General features: G+C 63.3%; 16 protein-coding genes. All 16 read left to right on the top strand.

Annotated features, from left to right (window positions below):
- The first annotated feature begins 4 nt into the window (after positions 1 to 4).
- The 16 genes from FJ426_RS20420 (at position 5) to FJ426_RS20345 (ending at position 17,806) form a co-directional block, all read left to right on the top strand.
- Entirely contained in the window at positions 5 to 607 is a 603-nt protein-coding gene (locus FJ426_RS20420) for an NADH-quinone oxidoreductase subunit C (protein WP_140495577.1), read from the top strand.
- Complete coding sequence (locus tag FJ426_RS20415; RefSeq protein ID WP_140495578.1) at positions 607 to 1,797, top strand: NADH-quinone oxidoreductase subunit D; 1,191 nt, start codon at positions 607 to 609, stop codon at positions 1,795 to 1,797. The genes FJ426_RS20420 and FJ426_RS20415 overlap by 1 nt, the downstream gene beginning before the upstream one ends.
- A complete protein-coding gene (locus FJ426_RS20410) occupies positions 1,798 to 3,075 on the top strand; it encodes an NADH-quinone oxidoreductase subunit E (RefSeq protein WP_140495579.1) in 1,278 nt (425 codons plus the stop codon).
- A 10-nt stretch (positions 3,076 to 3,085) separates the two neighbouring features.
- Positions 3,086 to 4,390, top strand: a complete 1,305-nt coding sequence (gene nuoF, locus FJ426_RS20405) for an NADH-quinone oxidoreductase subunit NuoF (protein WP_140521143.1) — start codon at positions 3,086 to 3,088, stop codon at positions 4,388 to 4,390.
- Positions 4,391 to 4,466: 76 nt separating this feature from the next.
- Positions 4,467 to 5,174 carry an NADH-ubiquinone dehydrogenase gene (locus FJ426_RS20400; RefSeq protein WP_140559578.1) on the top strand — a complete coding sequence of 236 codons (708 nt, stop codon included), beginning with the start codon at positions 4,467 to 4,469 and terminating at the stop codon, positions 5,172 to 5,174.
- A 9-nt stretch (positions 5,175 to 5,183) separates the two neighbouring features.
- A complete protein-coding gene (locus FJ426_RS20395) occupies positions 5,184 to 5,495 on the top strand; it encodes a pentapeptide repeat-containing protein (protein WP_140516410.1) in 312 nt (103 codons plus the stop codon).
- Positions 5,495 to 7,576: an NADH-quinone oxidoreductase subunit NuoG gene (gene nuoG / locus FJ426_RS20390; protein WP_140559579.1), complete on the top strand. Its 2,082-nt coding sequence runs from the start codon at positions 5,495 to 5,497 to the stop codon at positions 7,574 to 7,576. The genes FJ426_RS20395 and nuoG overlap by 1 nt, the downstream gene beginning before the upstream one ends.
- 2 nt (positions 7,577 to 7,578) lie before the next feature.
- Positions 7,579 to 8,622: an NADH-quinone oxidoreductase subunit NuoH gene (gene nuoH / locus FJ426_RS20385; RefSeq protein WP_140495583.1), complete on the top strand. Its 1,044-nt coding sequence runs from the start codon at positions 7,579 to 7,581 to the stop codon at positions 8,620 to 8,622.
- Positions 8,622 to 9,113: an NADH-quinone oxidoreductase subunit NuoI gene (gene nuoI, locus FJ426_RS20380; protein ID WP_140495584.1), complete on the top strand. Its 492-nt coding sequence runs from the start codon at positions 8,622 to 8,624 to the stop codon at positions 9,111 to 9,113. Before nuoH ends, nuoI begins: the two co-directional genes overlap by 1 nt.
- A gap of 226 nt (positions 9,114 to 9,339) precedes the next feature.
- A complete protein-coding gene (locus tag FJ426_RS20375) occupies positions 9,340 to 9,960 on the top strand; it encodes an NADH-quinone oxidoreductase subunit J (RefSeq protein ID WP_140495585.1) in 621 nt (206 codons plus the stop codon).
- 1 nt (position 9,961) lies between these two features.
- Entirely contained in the window at positions 9,962 to 10,270 is a 309-nt protein-coding gene (nuoK, locus tag FJ426_RS20370) for an NADH-quinone oxidoreductase subunit NuoK (RefSeq protein ID WP_019858930.1), read from the top strand.
- 10 nt (positions 10,271 to 10,280) lie between these two features.
- Entirely contained in the window at positions 10,281 to 12,254 is a 1,974-nt protein-coding gene (gene nuoL / locus FJ426_RS20365) for an NADH-quinone oxidoreductase subunit L (protein WP_140516407.1), read from the top strand.
- A complete protein-coding gene (locus FJ426_RS20360; protein WP_140559580.1) occupies positions 12,254 to 13,759 on the top strand; it encodes an NADH-quinone oxidoreductase subunit M in 1,506 nt (501 codons plus the stop codon). Before nuoL ends, FJ426_RS20360 begins: the two co-directional genes overlap by 1 nt.
- A gap of 19 nt (positions 13,760 to 13,778) precedes the next feature.
- Positions 13,779 to 15,215: an NADH-quinone oxidoreductase subunit NuoN gene (gene nuoN, locus FJ426_RS20355; protein ID WP_140495588.1), complete on the top strand. Its 1,437-nt coding sequence runs from the start codon at positions 13,779 to 13,781 to the stop codon at positions 15,213 to 15,215.
- A 4-nt stretch (positions 15,216 to 15,219) separates the two neighbouring features.
- Positions 15,220 to 16,041, top strand: coding sequence for a biotin--[acetyl-CoA-carboxylase] ligase (locus FJ426_RS20350; RefSeq protein ID WP_140516406.1), 822 nt, complete (start codon positions 15,220 to 15,222; stop codon positions 16,039 to 16,041).
- A gap of 94 nt (positions 16,042 to 16,135) precedes the next feature.
- Complete coding sequence (locus FJ426_RS20345) at positions 16,136 to 17,806, top strand: ribonuclease J (RefSeq protein ID WP_140495590.1); 1,671 nt, start codon at positions 16,136 to 16,138, stop codon at positions 17,804 to 17,806.
- Positions 17,807 to 17,818: the final 12 nt, after the last annotated feature.

Raw genomic sequence — 17,818 nt, 5'->3', positions numbered from 1 at the left:
ATCCATGGCCGCATCCCTGAGCGAACTGTCGACCTATCTCGGCGAAAAATTGATTGGCCGCGTCAATGAAGCAGTGTTCGCCTATGGCGAACTCACCATCCATGTCGAACCGCGCGATCTGATCGAAGTGGTGACTTTCCTGCGCGACGATCCGCGCTGCCAATTCATCTCGGTCATCGATGTCTGCGGCGCCGATTATCCGTCGCGGGCCAAGCGCTTCGACGTCGTCTATCACCTGTTGTCGCCGAAGCAGAATGTGCGTATCCGCATCAAGGTGCAGGCCGACGAGGAGACGATGGTGCCGTCGATCACCGGCGTCTATCCCGGCGCCGACTGGTTCGAGCGCGAGACCTACGATCTCTATGGCGTGCTGTTTTCGGGCCACCCCGATCTGCGGCGCATCCTCACCGACTACGGTTTCGACGGTCACCCGCTGCGCAAGGATTTCCCGCTGACCGGCTTCGTCGAGGTGCGCTACGACGACGAAGCCAAGCGCGTCATCTACGAGCCGGTGGAACTGAAGCAGGAATTCCGCAATTTCGATTTTCTGTCCCCGTGGGAAGGCACCGATTACGTGCTGCCAGGGGATGAGAAGGCAAAGCAGTAATGGCTGAAACCTCCGTCCGCAATTTTAACATCAACTTCGGACCGCAACACCCTGCCGCGCATGGTGTTTTGAGATTGGTTCTGGAGTTGGACGGCGAAGTGGTCGATCGTGTCGATCCGCATATCGGGCTCTTGCATCGCGGCACCGAAAAGCTGATCGAGCACAAAACCTACCTGCAGGCAGTGCCTTATCTCGACCGGCTCGACTATTGCGCGCCGATGAACCAGGAGCATGCCTTCGCACTGGCCGCCGAGCGCCTGCTCGGCATCGAGGTGCCGAAGCGCGGTCAGCTGATCCGCGTGCTCTACTGCGAGATCGGCCGCATCATGTCGCACATCCTCAATGTGACGACGCAGGCGCTGGACGTCGGCGCGCTGACGCCGCCTCTGTGGGGCTTCGTCGAGCGCGAAAAGCTGATGGTGTTCTATGAGCGCGCCTCGGGTTCGCGCATGCATGCCGCCTATTTCCGTCCGGGCGGCGTTCACCAGGACCTGCCGCAGAAGCTGCTCGAGGACATCGGCAAGTGGATCGATCCGTTCCTGAAGTCGATCGACGACCTCGATCAGTTGCTGACCGGCAATCGCATTTTCAAGCAGCGCAATGTCGATATCGGCACGGTTTCGCTGGCCGACGCCTGGGCCTGGGGCTTTTCCGGCGTCATGGTGCGCGGCTCGGGCGCTGCCTGGGACCTGCGCAGATCGCAGCCCTATGAATGCTATTCGGAGCTCGATTTCGATATTCCGATCGGCAAGAACGGCGACTGTTTCGACCGCTACCTCGTGCGCATGGAAGAGATGCGCCAGTCGGCGAAGATCATGCGCCAGTGCATCGATCTCCTGCTCGGCAAGGAAAGCGCCGGGCCGGTGTCGAACCTCGACGGCAAGGTCGTGCCGCCAAAGCGCCAGGCGATGAAGCGCTCGATGGAAGCGCTGATCCACCACTTCAAGCTCTACACCGAGGGCTACCGCGTGCCGGCCGGCGAGGTCTATGCGGCGGTCGAGGCGCCCAAGGGCGAGTTCGGCGTCTATCTGGTCTCCGACGGCACCAACAAGCCTTATCGCTGCAAGCTGCGCGCGCCCGGTTTCGCGCATCTCCAGGCCATGGATTTCCTGTGCCGCGGTCACATGCTGGCCGACGTCACCGCCGTCCTCGGCTCCCTCGACATCGTGTTTGGTGAGGTCGATCGCTAAATGTCAGTCCGTCGTCTCGCAGAAGCCAGCGTCCAGCCAGCATCCTTCGCCTTCAACCGGGCGAACGCGGCCGCGGCCAAGCAATGGATCAAGAAGTACCCGAAGGGCCGGGAACAGTCTGCGATCATTCCACTGCTGATGCTGGCGCAGGAGCAGGAAGGCTGGGTCACCAAGGCGGCGATCGAGACGATTTCGGACATGCTCGGCATGCCGCGCATCCGCGGGCTCGAGGTCGCGACCTTCTACACGCAGTACCAGCTGAATCCTGTCGGCACGCGGGCGCACATCCAGGTTTGCGGCACCACGCCCTGCATGCTGCGCGGCTCGGAAGCGCTGATGGACGTGTGCCGCTCCAAGATCCACCATGACCAGTTCCACACCAACGACAAGGGAACGCTGTCGTGGGAAGAGGTCGAATGCCTCGGCGCCTGCGTCAACGCGCCGATGGTCATGATCTTCAAGGACACGTTCGAAGACCTGACGCCGGAACGGCTGGCCGAAATCATTGATCTCTACGATGCGGGCAAGGGGGCCTCGGTGACGCCGGGGCCGCAGAACGGCCGCACCGGCTCGGAGCCGGCCGCCGGCCTCACGACGCTGAAAAGCGAGAAGGCGATCCTCAAGTCGACCCGTGACAGGGAGGCCAGGGAAGCCGCCAAGGCCGCCAAGGCGGCACCCGACGCGATCATCGCGGCGCCGGTGCCAACGCCGGCCGCCACCCCTGTCGCGCCGTCCAATGCCAGCAAGCCGAAAACCGATGCGGCTGAAACCAGCCCGGCGCTGAAAACGCCGTCGCCGGCCAAGGTCGCGTCAGCAACGGAAAAAGCGGCGAGCGTCGCGGCTCCCCGCCACTCGGCGACAAACGCCAACAAGGCGGCGCCCGAGGTCGAGAAAGTTTTGAAGCCGCGCAGCGGCCCCCTGAACAAGGCTGAGCCGGCTTCCGCGTTCAAGTCGCCGGAAACCAAGCTTCCCGCCAAAGCGGCCAAGCCTTCGTTGGAAGACAAGAACCGGCCGGCCGGCATCGCCAGGCCGGCGCTGGTCGACGATCTCAAGCTGATCTCCGGCGTCGGCCCGAGGACCGAGAGCATCCTGCATTCGCTCGGCATCTTCACCTTCGCCCAGGTTGCGTCTTGGAAGAAGGCCGAACGGGAGTGGGTGGACAGCTATCTCTCCTTCCGCGGCCGCATCGAGCGAGACGACTGGGTCAAGCAGGCCAAGGCGCTCGCCAAGGGCGGCGTCGCCGAATATATCCGCGTCTTCGGCAAGAAGCCGGTCTGAGGGACGAACAATGCTTCAGGACAAAGACCGCATCTTCACCAACATCTACGGCCTCTTCGACAAGTCGCTGGCCGGCGCAATGGCGCGCGGCGCCTGGGACAACACGCCCGGCATCGTCGCCAAGGGGCGCGAGTGGATCGTCAACGAGATGAAGGCGTCGGGCCTGCGCGGCCGCGGCGGCGCCGGTTTCCCGACCGGCTTGAAATGGTCGTTCATGCCCAAGCAGAGTGACGGCCGGCCGAGCTATCTCGTCATCAATGCCGACGAATCCGAGCCCGGTACCTGCAAGGACCGCGACATTCTGCGCAACGATCCGCACACGCTGGTCGAAGGCGCCTTGCTCGCCGGCTTCGCCATGGGCGCGGTCGCGGCCTACATCTATGTGCGCGGCGAGTTCATCCGCGAGCGCGAGGCGCTGCAGCGTGCCATCGACGAGGCCTATGAGGCCAAGCTGATCGGCAAGGGCAACACTTCAGGCTACGATTTCGACGTCTATATGCACCATGGCGCCGGGGCTTATATCTGCGGCGAGGAGACGGCGCTGCTCGAAAGCCTCGAGGGAAAGAAGGGCCAGCCCAGGCTGAAGCCACCATTTCCGGCCAATGTCGGCCTTTATGGCTGCCCGACCACCGTCAACAACGTCGAATCGATCGCGGTGGCGCCGACGATCCTGCGCCGGGGCGCGGCCTGGTTCTCATCCTTCGGCCGGCCCAACAACGTCGGCACCAAGCTGTTCTGCGTCTCCGGCCACGTCAACAATCCGTGCACCGTCGAAGAGGCGATGTCGATCCCATTCCGCGAGCTGATCGAGACGCATTGCGGCGGCATCCGTGGCGGCTGGGACAATCTTCTGGCGGTCATTCCTGGCGGCGCCTCGGTGCCGCTGGTGCCGGCCGAGCAGATCATCGATACGCCGATGGATTTCGACGCGCTGCGCGACCTCAAATCCGGCCTCGGCACGGCGGCCGTCATCGTCATGGACAAGTCGACCGATGTCGTCAAAGCCATCGCGCGGCTGTCCTACTTCTACAAGCATGAGAGCTGCGGCCAATGCACGCCGTGCCGTGAAGGCACCGGCTGGATGTGGCGGGTGATGGAGCGGCTGGTGCGCGGCGAGGCGCAGAAGCGCGAGATCGACATGCTGCTCGACGTGACCAAGCAGGTCGAAGGCCACACGATCTGCGCGCTGGGCGACGCGGCCGCTTGGCCGATCCAGGGCCTGATGCGGCACTTCCGCGGCGAGGTGGAGCGGCGCATCGACGAATTTTCGCGCAACGCGCACCGGGCCGAGCCGGTGTTGGTGGCGGCGGAATAGAGAAGCATTGAATGGGCGATAGCCCGGAGCGAGAAGAACGGGGCGGGGCGAACGAAGAAACGACCAGGAGAATTCTATGGCGCCGTATTCGACACCCCACCCGTTGATGCCCAATTTGGACCAGATCGAGAAGATGAACCAGGACCTGACCAGGATGATGCCGAAGGAGATGGCCGGCGCCGTCAACCTTCTGGCGCACCCTGTCGCGGGCGCGGCGGCGATGTCGGCTCTGGGACTTGGGCTCGCCAACCACGCTTTCGGCGTCTGGTTGGGCGCGCTGTCGGGCGCAGCCGAGGCGTCGCAACGCCTCATGCAGCCGCTCATCGAGGATTTCGAGGCGCGCGTCGAACAATTCGAGGATGCGAGCCTTTCATCCACCAGAGCGCGGGGGACGGCCAAGACCCTGATTGCGGAGGCGCAGTCCTTCGCGCAGGAAGTCACCGACATTGCCGCCAGGGAGGCCGCCACCACGGTGCCGGCGGCACAGGCGGGGCGGTCAGCGGACGAGCTTTCGGATGTGCTGCTGCCCGAGGATTTCCGGCAGCCCAAGGCTATTGAGAGACCGGCGAAGCCTTCGGATCTCAAGAAGATATCGGGCATCGGCCCGAAGCTGGAGACGGTGCTCAACGGGCTCGGCATATGGACGTTCCGCCAGATCGCCGACTGGTCGCCCGAAGAGATCGCCTGGGTCGACGACTACCTGTCGTTCAACGGCCGTATCGTGCGCGACGACTGGATTGCCCAGGCGGCCGCGCTCGCGCCTGCCGGCAAGGCCAGGAAATAGGGGGCGGCGATGCAGGTTCACGACCAGCGCGATGTCCTTGATGTGCGCAGCGCCATCCTTATGAATTCGAGTTTCGATGACGTGACCATGTCCAACACGCGGTTGCACAATGTGAACCTGTCGGTGGCGATGATCCTGCGCGCCAACCTGAGCAACGCCAAGGTGGAAGACGCAAACCTTTCGAATGCGCATTTCACCAATGTGAATATGAGCAATGTGAAGATAGAAAACGCGCAGGTCGCCGGCATGATGATCAATGGCATCAGCCTCGGCGACCTGTTCCATGCATATGAGACGGCGAAGACCGCCGGGGGCAATTGATGGCAAAGCTCAAGGTCGACGGGAAAGAAATCACTGTACCCGACCATTACACGCTGCTGCAGGCGGCAGAGGACGCGGGCGCCGAAGTGCCGCGCTTCTGCTTCCACGAGCGGTTGTCGATCGCCGGCAATTGCCGCATGTGCCTGATCGAGGTGAAGGGCGGGCCGCCCAAGCCGCAAGCGTCCTGCGCCATGGGCGTGCGCGACCTGCGTCCCGGTCCGAACGGAGAAGCGCCGGAAATCTTCACCAACACGCCGATGGTCAAGAAGGCCAGGGAAGGCGTGATGGAATTCCTGCTGATCAACCATCCGCTGGATTGCCCGATCTGCGACCAGGGCGGCGAATGCGACCTGCAGGACCAGGCGATGGCCTTCGGCGTTGATTCCTCGCGCTATCACGAGAACAAGCGCGCGGTCGAAGACAAGTATATCGGCCCGCTGGTCAAGACGGTGATGAACCGCTGCATCCACTGCACGCGCTGCGTTCGCTTCACCACCGAGGTTGCCGGCATTTCCGAACTCGGCCTGATCGGCCGCGGCGAGGATGCCGAGATCACCACCTATCTCGAGCAGGCGATGACCTCGGAGCTGCAGGGCAATGTCATCGACCTGTGCCCCGTCGGCGCGCTGACCTCCAAGCCTTTCGCCTTCCAGGCACGGCCGTGGGAACTGACCAAGACCGAATCCATCGACGTCATGGATGCCGTCGGCTCGGCGATCCGCGTCGACAGCCGCGGCCGCGAGGTGATGCGCATCCTGCCGCGCGTCAACGAGGCGGTGAACGAGGAATGGATCTCCGACAAGACCCGGTTCATCTGGGACGGCCTGCGCACGCAGCGCCTCGACCGGCCCTATGTGCGCAAGGACGGTAAGCTGGCCCCGGCGAGCTGGGCCGAGGCCTTCGCGGCAATCAAGGACGCCGTGTCGAAGACTACGCCCGAGAAGATCGGCGCCATAGCAGGCGATCTTGCCGCGGTCGAGGAAATCTACGCGCTGAAGCTCCTGATGGCCGCACTCGGTTCGAAGAACATGGATTGCCGCCAGGACGGCGCCGCGCTCGACCCGTCGCTTGGCCGGGCAAGCTACATTTTCAACCCCACCATCGAAGGCATCGAACAGGCGGACGCGGTGTTGATCATCGGCGCCAATCCGCGCTTCGAAGCCTCGGTGCTCAACGCCCGCATCCGCAAGCGCTGGCGGGTCGGCAATCTGCCGGTCGGCGTCATCGGCGATGTCGGGGATACACGCTATGACTACGAACTGCTGGGCGCAGGACCGGAATCGCTCAAGGATCTGGCTGACGGCGATGGCAAGTTCTTCCAGGTGCTGAAGAAGGCCACGCATCCGCTCATCATCGTCGGCCAGGGCGCGCTGGCACGCCCCGATGGCGCGGCGGTGCTCGGCCAGGCAGCGAAGCTCGCCATGGCCGTGAACGCCGCGCGCGCGGACTGGAACGGCTTTGCCGTGCTGCACAATGCGGCTGGACGCGTCGGCGGCCTCGACCTTGGCTTCGTGCCGAGCGAGGGCGGCAGGAACGTCGCCGGCATGCTGGGCGAGACGGACGTGCTGTTCCTGCTCGGCGCCGACGAGATCGACATGGCAAAGACCGGCGGCGCTTTCGTCGTCTATGTGGGCACCCATGGCGACGCCGGCGCGCACCGCGCCAACGTCATCCTGCCGGGTGCCGCCTATACCGAGAAATCGGGCACTTACGTCAACACGGAAGGGCGCGTGCAGCAGACCAACCGCGCCGGCTTCGCGCCGGGCGACGCGCGCGAGGATTGGGCCATCATCAGGGCATTGTCGGATGTACTGGGCAAGAAGTTGCCGTTCGATTCACTGCCGCAGCTGCGCGCTAAACTCTACGGCGAGTACCCGCATCTTGCCCGCATCGACCAGGTTGCTGCGGGCAATGCTGAGGATATCGCCAATGTGGCGAAGCTTGGCGGACGGCTGAACAAGGGCACGTTCACGTCGCCGGTGCAGGACTTCTACCTGACCAACCCGATTGCGCGGGCCTCTGCCGTGATGGCGGAATGCTCGGCGCTTGCCAAGAGCGGCTTCAAGCAGGCGGCGGAATAAGCATGGACACCTTCTTCTCCTTTTACGTGCTGCCGGCGCTGATCATCGTGTTGAAGTCGGTCGTACTGATCGTCGTGCTTCTCATCGCCGTCGCCTACCTGCTCTATGCAGACCGCAAGATCTGGGCGGCGGTGCAACTGCGCCGCGGCCCGAACGTCGTCGGCCCCTGGGGCACGCTGCAGGCTTTCGCCGACCTGTTGAAGTTCGTCTTCAAGGAGCCGGTGATCCCGTCCGGCGCCAACAAGGGCGTGTTCCTTTTGGCGCCATTGGTATCGGCGGTTCTGGCGATCTCGGCCTGGGCGGTCATTCCGGTCAGCCAGGGCTGGGCCGTCGCCAACGTCAATGTCGGTATCCTCTATGTCTTCGCCATCTCCTCGCTCGAGGTTTATGGCGTGATCATGGGCGGCTGGGCGTCCAATTCGAAATATCCGTTCCTCGGGGCGCTGCGTTCGGCCGCACAAATGGTGTCCTACGAGGTCTCGATCGGCTTCGTCATCGTCACCGTGCTGCTTTGCGTCGGCTCGCTCAACCTGTCCGACATCGTGCTGTCGCAGCAGGATGGGCTGGGCACCAGGCTCGGCCTGCCCAACACCTTCCTCGACTGGCACTGGCTGTCGCTGTTGCCGATGTTCGTCATCTTCTTCATCTCGGCGCTAGCCGAGACGAATCGCCCGCCTTTCGACCTCGTCGAAGCCGAATCGGAACTGGTCGCCGGCCACATGGTCGAATATTCGTCGACGCCGTTCCTGCTGTTCTTCCTCGGCGAATATGTCGCCGTCGTGCTGATGTGCGCGCTGGCCACCATCCTGTTCCTCGGCGGCTGGCTGCCGCCGTTCGACTTCGCGCCCTTCACCTGGGTGCCGGGGGTGATCTGGTTCGTGCTCAAGATCTGCCTGATGTTCTTCATGTTCTCCATGGTGAAGGCGTTCGTGCCGCGTTACCGCTACGACCAACTGATGCGGCTTGGCTGGAAGGTGTTCCTGCCGATCTCGTTGTTCATGGTGGTGCTGACCGCCGCCTTCCTCAAGATCACGGGGTTTGCGTGATGTCCGCTCTGTCCCAGGCCGCCAAATCGCTGCTGCTGAAGGATTTCGTCAGCGCCTTCTTCTTGTCGATGCGCCAGTTCTTCGCGCCGAAGGAGACGATCAATTATCCGCACGAGAAAGGGCCGGTGAGCCCGCGCTTCCGCGGCGAGCATGCCTTGCGCCGTTATCCCAATGGCGAGGAACGCTGCATAGCCTGCAAATTGTGCGAGGCGATCTGTCCGGCGCAGGCCATCACCATCGAGGCCGGCCCGCGCCGCAACGACGGCACGCGCCGTACCGTGCGCTACGACATCGATATGGTGAAGTGCATCTATTGCGGCTTCTGCCAGGAAGCCTGCCCGGTCGACGCCATCGTCGAGGGGCCGAATTTCGAATTCGCGACCGAGACGCGCGAGGAACTCTACTACGACAAGGACAGGCTGCTGGCGAATGGCGACCGGTGGGAGCGCGAACTGGCGCGCAACATCTCGCTGGACGCACCGTACCGCTGATATCGCATGGACAGGGGCGAGGGCCCTTGTCCGGGGATGACCCGAAGCATTTCAGGCAAGGTCATCCCTCAGGACTTCAGAGTTGCCCATGTTTCTTTGCGCCGGGTCTTTCAACCCGGTTGGAACATGGGCTAGGACAACGCGGCTTCGCACCGGAGGCGGAACGAAGCCACAGACAACAAACAGGACGAACGTCCTGTTTGGACAGGAACCCGGGGGAACCCCAATGCTGAGTGGACTAGAGGCGGCCTTTTTCTACCTCTTCGCCTTTGTCGCCGTGGCGTCGGCGTTCATGGTCATTTCGTCGCGCAACCCCGTGCATTCGGTGCTGTTCCTGATCCTGACCTTCTTCAACGCCGCCGGCCTGTTCATGCTGACGGGCGCCGAGTTCCTGGCGATGATCCTGCTCGTCGTCTATGTCGGCGCTGTCATGGTGCTGTTCCTGTTCGTCGTCATGATGCTCGACGTCGACTTCGCCGAGATGAAGGAGGGCGCTCTGCAATATGCGCCGATCGGCGCGCTGGTCGGACTGATCCTGGCGGCGGAACTGATCGTGGTGCTCGGCGGCTATACCTTCGCGCCGCAGCTCGCCTCGACGGTATCGAAGCCGATTCCCGATCTCGCGGCGCGCTCGAATACGGCAGCGCTCGGCGACATCCTCTATACGGACTACCTCTACTACTTCCAGATCTCGGGCCTCGTGCTGCTGGTGGCCATGATCGGTGCCATCGTTTTGACGCTGCGCCACAAGGAAGGGGTCAAGCGGCAGTCGATCGCAGCCCAGGTCGCCCGCACGGCGGCGACGGGCATGGAAATCCGCAAGGTCAAGTCGGGCGAAGGAGTCTGAGATGGTCGTCGGCATCGCACATTATCTGACCGTATCGGCGATCCTTTTCACGCTCGGCGTGTTCGGCATCTTCCTGAACCGTAAGAACGTGATCGTCATCCTGATGTCGGTCGAGTTGATCCTGCTTGCGGTCAATATCAATTTCGTCGCCTTTTCGGCGGCTCTCGGCGACCTCGTCGGCCAGGTGTTCGCGCTGTTCGTGCTGACGGTCGCGGCGGCGGAGGCCGCCATCGGACTTGCCATTCTCGTCGTCTTCTTCCGCAACCGCGGCTCGATCGCGGTCGAAGACGTGAACATGATGAAGGGTTGACGGAACCACCATGTACCAGGCCATCGTCTTCCTTCCGCTGCTCGGCTTCCTGATCGTCGGCCTGTTCGGCACGTCGCTCGGCGCCAAGGCGTCCGAATACATCACCTCCGGCTTCCTGGTGATCGCGGCGGTGCTGTCGTGGGTTGCTTTCTTCACCGTCGGCTTCGGCCATGGCGAGGTGTTCACCGTGCCGGTGCTGCGCTGGATCCAGTCCGGCGGACTGGAGGCGTCCTGGGCGCTCAGGATCGACACTCTGACGGTGGTCATGCTGGTGGTGGTCAACACCGTGTCGGCGCTGGTCCATATCTACTCGATCGGCTACATGCACCACGATCCGAACCGGCCGCGTTTCTTTGCCTATCTGTCGCTGTTCACCTTCGCCATGCTGATGCTGGTGACGGCCGACAACCTCGTGCAGATGTTCTTCGGTTGGGAAGGGGTGGGCCTGGCGTCCTACCTGCTGATCGGCTTCTGGTACAAGAAGCCCTCGGCCAACGCCGCGGCCATCAAGGCCTTCGTCGTCAACCGCGTCGGCGATTTCGGCTTCGCGCTCGGCATCTTCGGCGTGTTCGTGCTGTTCGGCTCGGTCAATCTCGGCACCATCTTCGCCAATGCGGCGACGTTCATCCCGGCTGAAGGCGCCCCGCAAGGTGCTGCGGTGCTGACCTTCCTCGGTTATGCGCTGGATAAGCAGGCAGCGATGACGATCGTCTGCCTGCTGCTGTTCATGGGTGCCATGGGCAAGTCGGCGCAGGTGCCGCTGCACACCTGGCTGCCGGACGCCATGGAAGGCCCGACGCCGGTCTCGGCGCTCATCCATGCCGCCACCATGGTGACGGCCGGCGTGTTCATGCTGGCGCGGCTGTCGCCGCTGTTCGAGTTGTCGCATTCGGCGCTGACGGTGGTGACCTTCATCGGCGCCTTCACCGCCTTCTTCGCGGCGACCGTCGGCCTCGTCCAGAACGACATCAAGCGCGTCATCGCCTATTCGACCTGCTCGCAACTTGGCTACATGTTCGTGGCGCTCGGCGTCGGCGCCTATGGTGCGGCGATCTTCCACCTGTTCACGCATGCCTTCTTCAAGGCGCTGCTGTTCCTCGGCTCGGGCTCGGTCATCCATGCGGTTTCCGACGAGCAGGACATGCGCAAGATGGGCGGCCTGAGGACGCTGATCCCGACGACCTACTGGATGATGGTAATCGGCACCCTGGCGCTGACCGGCGTCGGCATTCCGGTCACCGTTATCGGCACCGCCGGGTTCTTCTCCAAGGATGCCATCATCGAGACGGCCTTTGCCGGGCATAATTCCGTGGCGGGCCTCGCCTTCGTGCTGCTGGTGATCGCCGCCGGCTTCACCTCCTTCTATTCCTGGCGGCTGATCTTCATGACCTTCCACGGCAGGCCGCGGGCGAGCCATGAGGTGATGCACCATGTCCATGAATCGCCGCCGGTGATGCTGGTGCCGCTGTTCGTGCTGGCGGCGGGCGCGCTGTTTGCCGGCATCATCTTCCACGGTGCCTTCATTGGCGAAGGCTATGCCGAATTCTGGAAGGCGTCGCTGTTCACACTGCCGGACAATCACATCCTGCACGACATTCACGAACTGCCGCTATGGGTCGAGCTGTCGCCGTTCATCGCCATGCTGATCGGCCTGGCGCTGGCGTGGAAGTTCTACATCCGCTCGCCGGAAATGCCGGTCAATCTGGCCGCCCAGCATCGCGGGCTCTATGCCTTCCTGCTCAACAAATGGTATTTCGACGAGCTCTATGACTTCCTCTTTGTGCGGCCGGCCAAACGCCTCGGTTCCTTCCTGTGGAAGACCGGCGACGGCACCGTCATCGATGGTCTCGGGCCTGACGGCATTTCGGCACGCGTCGTCGATGTCACCAACCGCGTCGTCAAGTTGCAGACCGGCTATCTCTATCACTATGCCTTCGCCATGCTGATCGGCGTTGCCGCATTCGTCACCTGGATGATGCTCTGATGACCGCTTGGCCAATTCTCTCGCTGGTCACCTTCCTGCCGTTGGTTGGTGTGCTGCTCATCCTGTTCATCAACGACGACAGCGAAAACGCACGCCGCAACATCCGCGCCATCGCGCTGCTGACGACGACGTTCACCTTCATCGTCTCGCTGTTCATCTGGACCGGCTTCGACAATTCGCAAGCCGGCTTCCAGTTCGTCGAGAAGGTCGCCTGGCTCGATTCCGGCATCTCCTACCATATGGGCGTGGACGGCATTTCGATGCTGTTCGTCATCCTGACGACATTCCTGATGCCGCTCTGCATCCTGGCGTCGTGGGAAGCGATCGAAAAGCGCGTCAAGGCCTACATGATCGCCTTCCTGCTGCTCGAGACGCTGATGATCGGCGTGTTCTGCGCGCTCGACATCGTGCTGTTCTACGTCTTCTTCGAAGCCGGCCTGATCCCGATGTTCATCATCATTGGCGTCTGGGGCGGCAAGCGGCGCGTCTATGCCTCGTTCAAGTTCTTCCTCTACACGCTCGCCGGCTCGGTGCTGATGCTGCTCGCCATCATGGCGATGTTCTACCAGTCCGGCACGACCGATATCCCGACGCTGTTGACGCACAATTTCCCCGCCAACATGCAGACATGGCTGTGGCTCGCCTTCTTCGCTTCGTTCGCGGTGAAGATGCCGATGTGGCCGGTGCATACCTGGCTGCCGGATGCGCATGTCGAGGCGCCGACAGCCGGTTCGGTGATCCTGGCCGCCATTCTGCTGAAGATGGGCGGATACGGCTTCCTGCGGTTCTCCTTGCCGATGTTCCCGCTGGCGTCCGAGATGTTCGCGCCGCTGGTCTTCGCGCTTTCGGTCGTCGCCATCATCTACACCTCGCTGGTGGCGCTGATGCAGGAGGATATGAAGAAGCTGATCGCCTATTCGTCGGTCGCCCATATGGGCTTCGTGACCATGGGCATCTTCGCCATGAACCAGGAAGGCGTGCAGGGCGCGATCTTCCAGATGCTCAGCCACGGCCTGGTCTCGGGCGCGCTGTTCCTGTGCGTCGGCGTCATCTATGACCGCATGCACACGCGTGAGATCGCCGCCTATGGCGGCCTGGTCAACAACATGCCGAAATACGCCACCGTGTTCCTGATCTTCACCATGGCCAATGTCGGCCTGCCGGGCACGTCAGGCTTCGTCGGCGAGTTCCTGACCATGCTCGGCGTGTTCCGGGTCAATACCTGGGTGGCGTTCTTCGCTGCCACCGGCGTCATCCTGTCGGCCGCCTACGCGCTCTGGCTCTACCGCCGGGTGATCTTCGGCGCGCTGACCAAGGACAGCCTCAAGGGCCTGCTCGACCTGTCGACACGCGAGAAGGCGATCATCTATCCGCTGGTTGTGCTGGTCATCTTCTTCGGCGTCTATCCCGCTCCCGTCTTCGACGCGACGGCCCAGTCGGTCAAGTCGCTCGTCACCAATGTCACCGCATCCGTCGGCGCCGCGCAGACCGCGGCGGCGAACTGACCCAGGGGTTTTGCGAACCATGACGCCGGACCTTCTCTCCAGCCTGTCGCTCTCGACGCCCGAGCTGATCCTTGCCATCGGCGCGCTCGCGCTGCTGATGGTCGGGGCCTATTCGCGCGCCAACACCGCCAACACCGTGACCGGCCTTGCCGTTGCCGTGCTGGTGATATCGGGCGCCTGGCTGATCTTCTCCACCGGGCAGGGCAGCGCCTATGGCAATGCCTTCATCCAGGATTCCTTTGCCCGCTTCATGAAGCTGCTGGCGCTGGTGGGCTCGGCGGTGACGCTGATCATGTCGATGCGCTTCGCCAGGGCGGAGCGGTTCGACAAGTTCGAATATCCGGTGCTGATCCTTCTGTGCACGCTCGGCATGATGCTGATGATCTCCGCCAACGGCATGATCGGGCTCTATCTCGGCCTCGAGCTTCAGTCGCTGGCGATCTATGTCTTGTGCGCGATCAACCGCGAGAACCTGCGCTCGACCGAGGCGGGCCTGAAGTACTTCGTCCTCGGCGCGCTATCATCGGGCATGCTGCTCTATGGCATCAGCCTGGTCTATGGCTATACCGGCAACACCGGGTTCCAGGAGATCGCGACGGCGCTGGGCGGCGGAGAGCGCCAGCTTGGCCTCGTCTTCGGCCTGGTCTTCGTGCTGGCCGGCCTCGCCTTCAAGATCTCGGCGGTGCCGTTCCACATGTGGACGCCCGACGTCTATGAGGGTGCGCCGACACCGGTGACGGCTTTCCTGGCGGCGGCACCCAAAATGGCGGCTATGGCGCTGATCGTGCGCGTCACCATGGGCGCGTTCAAGCCGATCGCTTCCGACTGGCAGCAGATCATCGTCTTCATCTCGATCGCGTCGATGGCGCTCGGCTCTTTCGCGGCGATCGGCCAGACTAATATCAAGCGCCTGATGGCCTATTCCTCGATCGGCCATATGGGCTACGCGCTGGTTGGCCTTGCCGCCAACAGCCAGGCCGGCGTGCGCGGCGTCGCCATCTACATGCTGATCTATCTGGTGATGACGCTCGGCACCTTCGCCTTCATCCTCGCCATGCGGCGCAAGGAAGGCAATGTCGAGCAGATCAGCGACCTGGCAGGCCTGTCCTCGACCAACCCGATCATGGCGACGATCCTGACCATCCTGATGTTCTCGCTGGCCGGCATCCCGCCGCTTGCCGGCTTCTGGGGGAAGTGGTACGTCTTTCTCGCCGCCATCAATGCCAACCTCTACGCGCTGGCGATAATCGGCGTGCTGGCCTCGGTAGTGGGCGCCTATTATTACCTGCGCATCATCAAGATCATGTGGTTCGACGAACCGGTCGGCGGCTTCGTGCCGATGGCCAGTGAATTGCGCCTCGTACTCGGTGTCTCCGGCGCTTTCGTGCTGTTCTATGTGCTGATCGGCGGTCCGATCGGCACCTATGCCGAAGCCGCCGCCAAGACATTCTTCTGACGGGATGGCATTTCGGCTGGCTCCAACCTCGGCGTCGGAAGGATTCCGGCTGGAGGCGCATGACAGCGTCGGCTCCACCAATGCGCTGGCGCTGGATCACGCCCGGGCCGGCGACCCCGGCAGATTGTGGGTCGTTTCCAAGAAACAGGAAAGCGGGCGCGGGCGGCGCGGCCGCGTCTGGGCGACACCCGAGGGAAATCTGGCGGCGACGCTGCTCGTCCTCACCGGGGGCGAGCTTCGACTCGCCGCGACGCTCGGTTTCGTCGCCGGCCTGGCGCTGGCCGATGCGCTCGATGCCGTGGTGCCGGCGGGCCGGATCGCCATCGGCCTCGACGGCGGCAATGAAGGCAAGAACCGTTTCGAGCTGAAATGGCCGAACGACGTGCTCGCCTCCGGCGCCAAGCTCGCCGGCATCCTGCTGGAATCGGCCATGCTGGACGGCGGCCGTTTCGCGGTGGCGGTCGGCATCGGCGTCAATGTTGTGGCGTACCCTGAGGATTTGCCGTATCCCGCGACGTCGCTTCACGCACTGGGTGCGGCATGCGATGCCGAAACGCTGTTCCTGGCGCTGTCGGATGCCTGGAGCGAGAATGCCCGCCTGTGGGACGACGGGCGCGGACTTGCCGCCGTCAGGCGGCGCTGGCTGGCACGCGCGGCAGGGCTTGGCGGCGAGGTTGCTGTCAGAATTGACGGTAATGTGGTGCGCGGGGTGTTCGAGACCATTGACGAGGACTGCCGTTTCGTGATCCGCGACGATGAGGGCTCGGTTTTGACGATCGCCGCCGGCGATGTGCATTTCGGCGCGGTCGCATCCGCCCGGGTATAGTTTTGTTTTTGCGCAATTCCAGACGGAAAACCGTTACAGACTTTTCCCGGAATTGCTTCAATGGCTTGGCCTGAGGGCCAGGAAGGAAAAAATCATGGCGAAAGCGGAAAACGCCGAACTCGTCTTCGTGCCGCTGGGCGGCGTCGGCGAGATCGGTATGAACTTCGCTCTCTACGGCTATGGTCCGCCGAGCGCGCGCGAATGGATCGTCATCGACGTCGGCGTCACCTTTCCCGACGCGGCGCATCCGGGCGTCGACCTGATCCTGCCCGACACGCGCTTCATCGAAGAGAACATCGCCAATTTGCGCGGTATCGTGATCACCCACGCGCATGAGGACCACTATGGCGCGCTGCTGGATATCTGGCCGAGGCTCAAGGCGCCGGTGTGGATGACGCCGTTCAGCGCCGGGCTGCTGGAAGCCAAGCGCCAGGGCGAGCAGGGCGCGCCGAAGATCCCGCTGACCATCTACCGCGCGGGCGAAAAATTCACCGTCGGTCCGTTCGAAATCGAGGCGATCCCGGTCGCGCATTCGATTCCCGAACCGATGTCGCTGGCCATCACCTCGCCGGCAGGCACCGTCATCCACACCGGCGACTGGAAGATCGACCCGGCGCCGACGATCGGACCCAAGACCGACGAAGCACGGTTCCGCGCCTATGGCGACAAGGGCGTGCTGGCGCTGGTCTGCGATTCGACCAATGCTATGCGCGAAGGCGAATCGCCATCGGAAGTCGCGGTCGGCGAGGGGCTGAAAGGGGTTATCCAGGCCGCCAAGGGCCGCGTCGCCGTTACCACCTTCTCGTCCAATGTCGGCCGTATCGTTTCCATCGCCAAGGCGGCGCGCGATGCCGGCCGTCAGTGCCTGGTGCTCGGTCGTTCGCTGAAGCGCGTCATCGATGTCGCCGGCGAACTCGGCTACATGGACGGTCTGCCGGAGTTCATAGCCGAGGAGGATTTCGGCTTCATTCCGCGCGAAAACCTGGTCGTCATCTGCACCGGCAGCCAGGGCGAGCCGCTGGCGGCGTTGGCCAAGCTGTCGCGCGACGAGATGAAGTCGGTGTCGCTGACGGCCGGCGACACGGTGGTGTTTTCCTCGCGCACCATTCCCGGCAACGAGAAGGCGATCCTCGAAATCAAGAACCGCCTCGTCGATCTCGGCATCAAGATCATCGAGGACGGCGATGCGCTGGTGCATGTCTCCGGCCATCCGCGGCGCAGCGAATTGCGCAAGATGTATGAATGGGTACGGCCGCAGATCGGCGTTCCAGTGCATGGCGAGGCCGCGCATCTGGTGGCCCAGGGCTCGCTGATGTCGACGTCGGGCATCGGCCAGGTGGCGCAGGTGCGCGACGGCGACATGCTGCGGCTTGCTCCCGGGCCTGCCACGATCATCGACCAGGTGCCGTTCGGCCGCATCTACAAGGACGGCAGGTTGATCGGCACCGACCAGGCGATGGGCATTCGCGACCGTCGCAAACTGTCCTTTGCCGGCCATGTCGCGGTCAATGTGGTGCTGGACGAGAAGTATGAGCTCGCCGGCGATCCCGATCTCGTCGCAATCGGCGTCGCCGAGGCCGACGCCAGGGGCGAGACGCTGGAGGACCTGATGATCGATGCGGCAATCGGCGCGGTGGACTCCATCCCCCGTCAGCGCCGAAAAGATCTCGATTTGGTGCAGGAGGCGGTACGCCGTGCCGTACGTGGCGCCGCCAACGAAGCCTGGGGCAAGAAACCGCTGGTGACTGTATTCGTCACGCGGTGACGAATAGGGGAA

The sequence above is a fragment of the Mesorhizobium sp. B2-6-4 genome, from assembly GCF_006441495.1.
Taxonomy (GTDB): domain Bacteria; phylum Pseudomonadota; class Alphaproteobacteria; order Rhizobiales; family Rhizobiaceae; genus Mesorhizobium.
This window is presented reverse-complemented; position numbering and strand designations above follow the sequence as displayed.